This window comes from Kitasatospora sp. NPDC101183, assembly GCF_044767945.1.
Lineage (GTDB): Bacteria > Actinomycetota > Actinomycetes > Streptomycetales > Streptomycetaceae > Kitasatospora.
The window spans coordinates 23,761-34,181 of record NZ_JBIWOW010000050.1 but is presented as its reverse complement, the minus strand read 5'-3'; the positions used below and the strand labels follow the sequence as shown (position 1 = coordinate 34,181).

The following is a 10,421-nucleotide window of genomic DNA, read 5'->3' as shown; positions in this document are numbered from 1 at the left end:
GGGGCGCGCCCCCCCCGCGCCCCCCCCCCGGGGGCCCCCCGGGGGGGGGGGGCGCCCCCCCCCCCCCCCCCCCCGGGGGGGCCCCCCCCCCGGGGGGGGGGGGGGGCCCCCCCCCCCCCCCCACCCCTTCACAGCTCTGGACGGTCAGCCGAGGTCGGGCTGCTCCGGGTCGGCGTCACGGGAGGCCTTGCGGGCCGCGGCGCGCTCCTGGAGGGACGGCTCGGGCGCCCCGTTGTCGTACTCCTCGCCGTACGCGCCCTTGGCGGGGCGGCGGCGGCGCAGTGGCGGCTCGACACCGTCCGCCAGGCGGCGGGCGGTGAGCAGGAAGCCGGTGTGGCCGATCATCCGGTGGTCCGGGCGGACGGCCAGGCCCTCGAGGTGCCAGGTGCGGACCATGGTCTCCCAGGCCTGCGGCTCGGTGTAGCTGCCGTGTTCGCGCAGCGCCTCGACGGTGCGCGACATCTGCGTGGTGGTGGCCACGTAGCAGCAGATCAGGCCGCCGGGGACGAGCGCCTTGGCGGCGACGTCCAGGCACTCCCAGGGGGCGAGCATGTCGAGGATGACGCGGTCGACGTCGGTCTCGACCAGGTTGTCCTGGAGGTCGCCGACGGTGAGCTTCCACGCCGGGTGCGGGCCGCCGAAGTAGCGCTCGACGTTCCCCTGGGCGATGTCGGCGAAGTCCTGCCGGCGCTCGTAGGAGGCCAGCATGCCCTGCTCGCCGACGGCGCGCAGCAGGTACGTGCTGAGCGCGCCGGAGCCGACGCCGGCCTCGACCACGCGGGCGCCCGCGAAGATGTCGGCCATCGCCAGGATCTGCCCCGCGTCCTTGGGGTAGATCACGGCGGCGCCGCGCGGCATGGACAGGACGTAGTCGGGGAGCAGGGGGCGCAGCGCGAGGTACGGGACGTTCCCCGTGGTGCGCACGACCGTGCCCTCGGGGGCGCCGATCAGCTCGTCGTGGGGGAACGCACCCTTGTGGGTGTGGAACTGGTTCCCGGCCTGGAGCGTGAACGTGTAGTGGCGACCCTTGGGGTCGGTCAGCTGGACCTGGTCCCCGACCTGGAAGGGCCCGCGTCGGCGGGCGGCACCGGTCGGTTCGGACATGCGGGCAATCCTACGGGAAGCGCGCGGGCCCGCCCGACCAGGGCCGTCGCTCGATGATCAAGGCCTGCTCAGCGCCCTGCCAGGGCGGAGGTCAGGCGCTGCTCGATGTCGGTGAGCGCGGCGACGCCGAACATCCGGCCGTCCGCCTCGACGACGAGGTACTCCCCCGCCGGGGTGGCCTGGAGGGCGCGCAGCAGGTCCTCGCCGCCGAGGTCGGCGTCCAGGCGCATCCCGGGTTCGAGGTCCCGGGAGAGCGGGCCGACGGAGACCCAGGGGCGGCGGTGCTCGGGCACGGCCCGTACGGCGGACTCGCGGACGATGGCGATCGGCTCGCCCCGGCCGTCGACCACGACGACGGCGCCGGCCTGGGCCTCGTGGGCGCGGCGCATGGCCTCGCCGAGGGGGGTGTCGGCGGTGACCTCGACGGCGCGGCGGGCGAGGTCGCGCAGCCGCAGGCCGGGCAGGACCTCCTTGAGCCGGGCGTTGCGCAGGCTCGCGGTGGCGCCGTTCCAGATGATCGCGGCCAGGACGGCGGCCAGGACGGCGTCGACGAGGGTGTCCGTGCCGGAGAGCTCCCGGCCGGAGCCGCGCGAGGCGTTGACCAGCGGCAGGCCGATCAGGACGGCGACGGCGAGCACCCGGCCGACCCAGGCGGCGGCGACGGTGCCGGTCATCGGTCTGCCGGTGATCGCCCAGACGACGGCGCGCAGCATCCGGCCGCCGTCCAGCGGGAGGCCGGGCAGCAGGTTGAAGGCGGCGACGACGAAGTTGGAGACCGCCAGGCCCGTGAGCAGCACCCCGGGGATCGTGGAGAGCTCCACGAACTGGAGCGAGAGCAGGAACAGCCCGCCGAGGGCGAGCGAGAGCAGCGGGCCGACGAAGGCGAGCCAGAACTCGCGCCAGGGCGACTCGGCCTCCTTCTCGATCTCGGAGACGCCGCCGAAGAACTGGAGCTGGATGCGCCGCACCCCGAGCCGGTAGCGCAGCGCGACCAGGGTGTGGGCGAGCTCGTGCACCAGGACGGAGGCGTAGAAGGCGACGGCGAAGCAGAAGGCGAGCAGGTAGCGGGTGCCGCCGAGGTCGGGCAGGACGTCGCCGAGCTGGCCGCCGAAGACCCAGGTGATCAGGGCGGCGATGACGAACCAGGAGGGGGTGACGTAGATCGGCACGCCGAAGGGGCGGCCCATCAGGATGCCGCCGCCGCGGCCGGGCTGCTCGGGCCGGCGCCCGCGGTCGCCCTTCGGCGGCTGGTCGGAGGTCTGCTGCCCCCTGCTGTCGCTCACCGTGATCCCTTCGGTCGTCTCCCCCGCGTCGTGCCCGGTGCGCCCACGCTACGTGATCGCGGGCCTGCGACGGCGCGCGCCCCACGATCCCTTCCTACCCATCGTGGAGGGGGGCGTGGCAGAGCGGTGGCAGCGGGATGACAGCAAAGGGCAATAGGGTCGTGGGCATGCAGCAGACCGACACCACCAGTCCCGCCGGGGCCCCCGCCCGCCCGGCGGCGGCGCCGACCGGCCTGTCCCCGTCCCGGGCGGGGGACTTCCTGACCTGTCCCCTGCTGTACCGGCTGCGGGTGATCGACCGGCTCCCCGAGCCGCCGAGCGCGGCGGCGACGAGGGGCACCCTGGTGCACGCGGTGCTGGAGCGGCTGTTCGACTCCCCTGCGGCGGACCGTACGCCCGAGCGGGCGCTGGGGCTGCTGCGCCCGCAGTGGGAGCGGCTGCTCGGGGAGCGCCCGGAGCTGTCGGGGCTGTTCCCGGACGACCCGGACGGCGCGGCGCTGACCCGCTGGCTGGCGGACGCGGAGAAGCTGGTCGGCCAGTGGTTCCGCCTGGAGGACCCGACGCGGCTGCACCCGGCGGAGCGCGAGCTGTACGTGGAGACGGCACTGGAGTCGGGCCTGCTGCTGCGCGGGTACATCGACCGGGTGGACGTCGCCCCGACCGGCGAGGTCCGGCTGGTGGACTACAAGACCGGCCGGGCGCCCTCGCGGGACTTCGAGGGCAGGGCGATGTTCCAGATGAAGTTCTACGCGCTGGTGGTGTGGCGCTGGAAGGGCGTGATCCCCAAGCGCCTCCAGCTGGTCTACCTCGGCGGGGGCGGGGACGTGGTCAGCTACGACCCGGACGAGGCGGACCTGCTGGCGGTGGAGCGCAAGCTGCTGGCGCTGTGGGAGCGGATCGGCCACGCCGTGGCCACCGGGGACTTCCCCGCCACCCGCAACCGGCTCTGCGACTGGTGCGATCATCAGGCCAGCTGCCCGGAGTTCGGGGGCACCCCGCCGCCGTACCCCCTTCCGGTGCCGGCACAAGCACGTACGTCCGAGAAGGACGATCCCACGGGGGATCTGATGAGCAAGGAGTCCGAGTGACGATCCGAGTGCTGCTGGTCGACGACCAGCCGCTGCTGCGCACGGGTTTCCGGATGATCCTGGAGGCCGAGACCGACCTGGTGGTGGTCGGTGAGGCCGGCGACGGTCAGCAGGCGCTGGACCAGGTGCGGGCGCTGCAGCCCGACGTGGTGCTGATGGACATCCGGATGCCGCGGATGGACGGCGTCGAGGCGACCCGCAGGATCGCCGGCCCCGGCCGCGACGGCCCGGCCAAGGTGCTGGTGCTGACCACCTTCGACCTGGACGAGTACGTGGTGGAGGCGCTGCGCGCCGGTGCCAGCGGCTTCCTGCTCAAGGACGTCCCGGCGGAGGAGCTGGTGCAGGCGATCCGGGTGGTCGCCGACGGCGCGGCCATGCTGGCGCCGAGCATCACCCGCCGGCTGCTGGACATGTACGCCACCAAGCTGCCCTCGGGCGAGGAGGCGCCGCCGCAGGCCCTGGGCGCGCTGACCGAGCGGGAGCTGGAGGTGCTGAAGCTGGTGGCCCGCGGGCTGTCGAACGCGGAGATCGCGGCCGAACTGTTCGTCAGCGAGACGACGGTGAAGACCCACGTCGGCCACGTGCTGACCAAGCTCCAGCTGCGCGACCGGGTGCAGGCCGCGGTGTACGCGTACGAGAGCGGGCTGGTCCGCCCCGGCACGCTGTAGGACGCGCGAACAGGCCCGCCCCCGGCTCTCGTCGAGCCGGGGGCGGGCCTTGTGCCGTACGGGCGCGGCTACTTGCTGCGGCCGATGTCCCAGAAGCGGAACACGCCGGTGGTGTCGACGGTGGACTCGACGCCGGTGATGTACGAACGGGCGGCGAAGAACGCCTTGTTCTGGTACAGCGGGATGAGCGGCGCGTTCTCGGCGACGATCTGCTGGATCTGCGCGTAGCCGCTGACGGCGGCGCTGCGGTCGGCCTGCTTGAGGCCGTCCGGCACCAGCTTGCCGCTGATGCGCGGGTCGTCCCAGCCGTGGTGGTACGCGCCGCCCTCGACGATCAGCGGGGCGATGTAGTTGTCCGGGTCCGGGTAGTCGGCGAACCAACCGATGATGTACGCCTGGTACTTGCCCTCGGCCCAGCCCTTCTTGTAGGCGTCCCAGTCGGACTCCTGCTGGACCGTCACCTGGAAGAGGCCGCCGGCCTCCAGCTGCTTCTTGAGGGTGTCCGGCTCGGCGTTGCCGGCCCGCGAGCGCGCCCAGGTGAGGGTGAGCTTGACCGGGATCTGGACCTTGGCGTCGGTCAGGATCTTCTTGGCCTTGACCGGGTCCTGGTCGCCGTAGCGGTCGAAGAAGGCGGTGGTGTGGCCGTTCACGCCGGCCGGGACGAGCGAGTACAGCGGCTGGACGGTGCGGGCGAAGACGTCGCGGGCGAGCGCCTTGCGGTCGAGCAGCTGGGCGGCGGCCTGGCGGACGGCGAGGTTGCCGCCGATCTGGTCCTTGGTGTTGAAGACCAGCGAGCGGGTGTCGTTGCTGTCGCCCTCGACGACCTGCACGTCCGAGGCGCCGGACTGCTGCTCCGAGTGCATCTGGGCGGCGGTGTTCGGCTCCAGGCTGTTGTCGGTGAGGTCGACCTCGCCCTTGTCCAGCGCGGCCTTGAGGTCGGCGGGCTGGTCGAAGTACTTCACCGTGAACTTGCCGTTGCGCAGCTTGGCCTCGCCGCTGTACTTGTCGTTCGGCGCGAGCACGACCTTGCCCAGCTGCTGGCCGTCGCCCTTGCCGGCCTTGACCATCTCGACCGACTCGAAGCGGTACGGGCCGGAGCCGATCAGCTTGTCGTTGGGGACGGTCTTGTCGGCCGGGTAGACCTGGTGGTCGACGATGGCGCCGGCCGGGCCGGCGAGCTTGGCCGGGAGGGTCGCGTCGGGGGCGTTGAGGTGGAAGAGCACCTCGTTGTCGCCCTTGGCCTCGACGGACTTGATCGAGGAGAGCAGCGGGCCCGGGCCGTTCTGGTCGTTGATCTTCCGGGTGCGCTCGATGGAGAACACCACGTCCTGCGCGGTCAGCGCGTGGCCGTTGGAGAACTTGAGGCCGGGGCGCAGGGTGCAGTGGTACTGGGTGGCGTCGCCGCCGGTGAACTCGCAGGACTGCGCGGCGTCCGGGGAGGGCGCGCTGGAGGCGGCGGGGAAGGCCAGCAGCGACTGGAAGGTGTTGCGCAGCAGCAGCCAGGAGGCCTGGTCGTACGCGGCCGCCGGGTCCAGCACACCGGTGAGCTGGGTGGTGCCCATGGTGATCGCCTTGCCGCCGCCGCCCTTGACGGCGTCGGTCACCGACCCGCAGCCGGTCAGCGTCACGGCGACCAGGCCGGCACAACCGAGTGCTGCCAGGCGTTCAGCGGGAGTTCTCACGGGCGCGTCCTTGGGGTGGGGTACGAACCCGAGTAGCGTGCCATATCGAACACATTCGACCGATACCCGTGAAGATGACGTTTGGGACACGGGAGTTGAGGGCAGTCGACGACGCCCGACGAGTTGTCAGGCATTGCCCGATTTCTCCCCGGGGGGAGCTCGAAGGCGGTACGAACCGTTCCCTTACCAGCCGGTAAGGTCATCCTTAGATGAGATGACAATCACACCCGAGTGGCCACGAGCGAGCGCAGCAGCTCCAGGTCCACCTGCTCCAGCGAGGAGACCACCAGGCGCCCCGGGGCCGCCTCGATCGGCGCCACCGAGGGCACCGCGATGACCGGGCAGCCGGCCGCCTCGCCCGCCCGCACCCCGGTCGGGGTGTCCTCGATCACCACGCAGCGGCCCGGCTCGGCGCCCAGGCGGCGGGCCGCCTCCAGGTACGGGTCGGGGAACGGCTTGGTGCGCGCCACCTCGTCGCCGCCGATGGTGAAGGCGAAGTGCTCGGCGCCCAGCGAGCGCAGCACGATGTCGATCACGTGCCGGTGCGAGGCGGACACCAGGGCGGCCGGGATCCCGTGCGCGCCGAGGGTGTTGAGCAGCCGCTCGGCGCCCGGCATCAGCGGGACGCCGCCGGCGAGCAGGTCCACGAAGCGCTCGTTGACCATCACGCCGAGGTCGGCCGGGGCGATGTCCACGCCCGTACGGCCGACCAGGTAGTCCATCACCCTGGTCATCGGGCCGCCGACCACGTGGGCGCGGTCCGCCTCGTCCAGCCGGTGGCCCAGCTCCTCGAAGAGCGAGACCTCCGCCTGCCACCAGAAGTCCTCGGTGTCGACGAGCGTCCCGTCCATGTCCAGCAGCACCGCCTGGAGGCCCCGGTCGTCCCCGTGGTCGAGCACGCGCGTGGCGGTGGTGGTGGAGGTCATGGCGGGCGTCCTTCCGTCCGGGGCCCGGGCGAACCCGGGGATGGCACGGGCCGGCCCGCTGGTCAGCGGACCGGCCCGTTCAGGATCATCCAGAATACGCCCGCCCCTCCCGGAAAGAGCGAACGCGACGGGGCGACCGGATTACCGGGCGTTGAAGTACTTCGCCTCGGGGTGGTGGATCACGATCGCGTCCGTGGACTGCTCCGGGTGCAGCTGGAACTCCTCGGAGAGCACCACGCCGATCCGCTCGGGCTTGAGCAGCTCGGCGATCTTGGCGCGGTCCTCCAGCTCGGGGCAGGCCCCGTAGCCGAGCGAGAAGCGGGCGCCGCGGTACTTGAGCGCGAACATGTCCTTGACGTCCTGCGGGTCCTCGCCGGAGAAGCCCAGCTCGTAGCGGACCCGGGCGTGCCAGAACTCGGCCAGCGCCTCGGCCAGCTGGACGGAGAGGCCGTGCAGCTCCAGGTAGTCGCGGTAGGAGTTCCCGGCGAACAGCTCGTTGGCCGCCTCCGAGATCCGGTTGCCCATGGTGACGACCTGCAGGCCCAGCACGTCCCGCTCGCCGGACTCCTCCGGGCGGAAGAAGTCCGCCAGGCAGAGCCGGCGCCCGCGCCGCTGGCGGGGGAAGGTGAAGCGGGTGCGCTCGGTGCCGTCCTCCTGGAAGACGATCAGGTCGTCGCCCTTGGAGTTGGCCGGGTAGTAGCCGTAGACCACGGCGGCCTCCAGCCAGCCCTCGGTCTGCAGCCGGTCCAGCCAGGCGCGCAGCCGCGGCCGGCCCTCGGTCTCCACCAGCTCCTCGTACGAGGGGCCGTCCCCGGCGCGGGCGGCCTTGAGGCCCCACTGCCCCTTGAACAGCGCGTCCTCGTCCAGCCAGGAGGCGTAGTCGGCGAACGGGATGCCCTTGACGATGCGGTCGCCCCAGAACGGCGGGGCCGGCACCCGGTTGTCCACCACGACGTCCGAGCGGATCTGGCCGAGGTTGACCTCGGGCTCCGGCTCCTCCACCTGGACGCGGGCGTGGCGGCGCTGCTTGAGCTCCGGCAGGGCGGCCCCGGGGACGCCGCGCTTGACGGCGATCAGCGCGTCCATCAGCCGCAGGCCCTCGAAGGCGTCGCGGGCGTAGCGGACCTCGCCCTCGTAGATCTCGTGCAGGTCCTGCTCGACGTAGGCGCGGGTCAGGGCCGCGCCGCCGAGGATCACCGGGTAGTCGGCCGCCATCTTGCGCTGGTTCAGCTCCTCCAGGTTCTCCTTCATGATCACGGTGGACTTGACCAGCAGTCCGGACATCCCGATGACGTCCGCGTTGTGCTCCTGGGCGGCGTCCAGGATCGCCGAGACGGGCTGCTTGATGCCCAGGTTGACGACGTTGTAGCCGTTGTTGGACAGGATGATGTCCACCAGGTTCTTGCCGATGTCGTGGACGTCGCCCTTGACGGTGGCCAGCACGATGGTGCCCTTGCCCTCGCTGTCGGACTTCTCCATGAACGGCTCCAGGTGGGCCACCGCCGTCTTCATCACCTCGGCGGACTGGAGCACGAACGGCAGCTGCATCTGGCCGGAGCCGAAGAGCTCGCCGACCACCTTCATGCCGGACAGCAGGGTGTCGTTGATGATCTCCAGCGCCGGGCGCACCGTCAGCGCCTCGTCCAGGTCGGCCTCCAGGCCGTTGCGCTCGCCGTCGATGATGCGGCGCTGCAGCCGCTCGTCCAGCGGGAGCGCGGCCAGCTCCTCGGCCTTGGAGGCCTTGACGGAGGCGGTGGAGACGCCCTCGAACAGCTCCAGCAGGCGCTGCAGCGGGTCGTAGCCGTCGCGGCGGCGGTCGTAGACCAGGTCGAGGGCGGCCTCGCGCTGTGCCTCGTCGATCCGGGCGATCGGCAGGATCTTGGAGGCGTGCACGATCGCCGAGTCCAGGCCGGCCTCCACGCACTCGTGCAGGAAGACCGAGTTGAGCGCCACGCGGGCGGCCGGGTTGAGGCCGAAGGAGATGTTGGACAGGCCCAGGGTGGTCTGCACCTTCGGGTGGCGGTGCTTGAGCTCGCGGATCGCCTCGATGGTCTCGATGCCGTCCCGGCGGGACTCCTCCTGGCCGGTGGCGAGGGTGAAGGTGAGGCAGTCGACCAGGATCGAGCCCTCGTCGATGCCGTAGTCGGCGGTGAGTTCGGCGATCAGGCGCTCGGCGATCTCCACCTTGTGCGCGGCGGTGCGGGCCTGGCCCTCCTCGTCGATGGTGAGGGCGATCAGGCCGGCGCCGTGCTCGCGGGCCAGCGAGGCGATCCTGCCGAAGCGCGAGTCCGGGGTGTTGCCGTCCTCGTAGTTGACGGAGTTGAGCACCGCGCGGCCGCCGATGGCCTCCAGGCCGGCGCGCAGCACCTCCGGCTCGGTGGAGTCCAGCACGATCGGCAGGGTGGAGGCGGTCGCCAGGCGGGAGGCGATCTCCTTCATGTCGGCGACGCCGTCGCGGCCGACGTAGTCCACGCACAGGTCCAGCAGGTGGGAGCCGTCCCGGATCTGGTCGCGGGCGATCTCCACACAGGCCTGCCAGTCGCCGGCCAGCATCGACTCACGGAACTTCTTGGAGCCGTTGGCGTTGGTGCGCTCGCCGATCGCCAGGTACGAGGTGTCCTGACGGAACGGCACGGCCTGGTACAGCGAGGCGGCGGCGGGCTCGGGCTGCGGGTCGCGGGCGGCGACCGGGCGACCCTGGACGCGCTCGACCACCTGGCGCAGGTGCTCGGGGGTGGTGCCGCAGCAGCCGCCGACCAGCGAGAGGCCGTACTCGCGGGTGAACACGTCGTGGGCGTCGGCCAGTTCGGCCGGGGACAGCGGGTAGTGGGCGCCGTCCTTGCCGAGCACCGGAAGGCCCGCGTTCGGCATGCAGGACAGGCCGATCCGCGCGTTCTTGGCCAGGTAGCGCAGGTGCTCGCTCATCTCGGCCGGGCCGGTGGCGCAGTTCATGCCGATGTAGTCGATGCCCAGCGGCTCCAGGGCGGTGAGCGCCGCGCCGATCTCCGAGCCGAGCAGCATAGTGCCGGTGGTCTCCACGGTCACCTGGGCCAGGACCGGCAGGTCCAGCCCGGCCTCGGCCAGGGCCTGCTTGCAGCCCAGGATCGCGGCCTTGGTCTGGAGCAGGTCCTGGCTGGTCTCGACCAGCAGCGCGTCGGCGCCGCCCGCGATCAGGCCGGCCGCGTTCTCCCGGAAGCCCTCGCGCAGGACCTCGTACGGGGCGTGGCCGAGGGTGGGCAGCTTGGTGCCGGGGCCGATCGAGCCGAGCACCCAGCGGACGCGGCCGTCCACGGCGGTGTGGGCGTCGGCCGCCTCGCGGGCGATCCGGGCGCCGGACTCGGAGAGCTCGAAGATGCGCTCGGGGATCTCGTACTCGCCGAGGGCGGAGAAGTTGGCGCCGAAGGTGTTGGTCTCGACGCAGTCCACGCCCACCGCGAAGTAGGCCTCGTGGACGGAGCGGACGATGTCGGGCCGGGTGACGTTGAGGACCTCGTTGCAGCCTTCGAGGTTCTGGAAGTCCTCCAGCGTCGGGTCCTGCGCCTGGAGCATGGTGCCCATCGCACCGTCGGCCACCACCACCCGGGTGGCGAGCGCCTCACGCAGCGCGTTCGCGCGGCTCTGCGGGGTGATGGACGGAACGGCTGATGTGGCCATGGGGCGTCTCCCTGGT

Annotated in this window: 7 protein-coding genes; 2 read left to right on the top strand and 5 right to left on the bottom strand. The window is 72.1% G+C overall.

Features of this window, described 5'->3' with window-relative positions; genetic code table 11:
* Positions 1-144: 144 nt before the first annotated feature.
* Together ACIRRS_RS37470 and ACIRRS_RS37465 are read right to left on the bottom strand one after the other, a co-directional pair.
* Positions 145-1,104: a tRNA (adenine-N1)-methyltransferase gene (locus ACIRRS_RS37470; protein WP_402981240.1), complete on the bottom strand. Its 960-nt coding sequence runs from the start codon at positions 1,102-1,104 to the stop codon at positions 145-147.
* 68 nt (positions 1,105-1,172) lie between these two features.
* Entirely contained in the window at positions 1,173-2,387 is a 1,215-nt protein-coding gene (locus ACIRRS_RS37465; protein ID WP_402981238.1) for a site-2 protease family protein, read from the bottom strand.
* A 167-nt stretch (positions 2,388-2,554) separates the two neighbouring features.
* On the opposite strand from ACIRRS_RS37465, the gene ACIRRS_RS37460 reads away from it, so the two are divergent.
* Complete coding sequence (locus ACIRRS_RS37460; RefSeq protein ID WP_402981235.1) at positions 2,555-3,475, top strand: RecB family exonuclease; 921 nt, start codon at positions 2,555-2,557, stop codon at positions 3,473-3,475.
* Complete coding sequence (locus ACIRRS_RS37455; protein ID WP_402981233.1) at positions 3,472-4,143, top strand: response regulator; 672 nt, start codon at positions 3,472-3,474, stop codon at positions 4,141-4,143. Before ACIRRS_RS37460 ends, ACIRRS_RS37455 begins: the two co-directional genes overlap by 4 nt.
* 68 nt (positions 4,144-4,211) lie before the next feature.
* Here ACIRRS_RS37455 and ACIRRS_RS37450 read toward each other — a convergent pair whose 3' ends face one another.
* From ACIRRS_RS37450 to metH, 3 genes are all read right to left on the bottom strand, one after another.
* Positions 4,212-5,825 carry an ABC transporter substrate-binding protein gene (locus ACIRRS_RS37450; RefSeq protein ID WP_402981230.1) on the bottom strand — a complete coding sequence of 538 codons (1,614 nt, stop codon included), beginning with the start codon at positions 5,823-5,825 and terminating at the stop codon, positions 4,212-4,214.
* Between the two features lie 221 nt (positions 5,826-6,046).
* Positions 6,047-6,751, bottom strand: coding sequence for an HAD family hydrolase (locus tag ACIRRS_RS37445; RefSeq protein ID WP_402981228.1), 705 nt, complete (start codon positions 6,749-6,751; stop codon positions 6,047-6,049).
* Between the two features lie 141 nt (positions 6,752-6,892).
* Positions 6,893-10,405, bottom strand: a complete 3,513-nt coding sequence (metH, locus tag ACIRRS_RS37440; protein WP_402981225.1) for a methionine synthase — start codon at positions 10,403-10,405, stop codon at positions 6,893-6,895.
* Between the last annotated feature and the right edge of the window lie 16 nt (positions 10,406-10,421).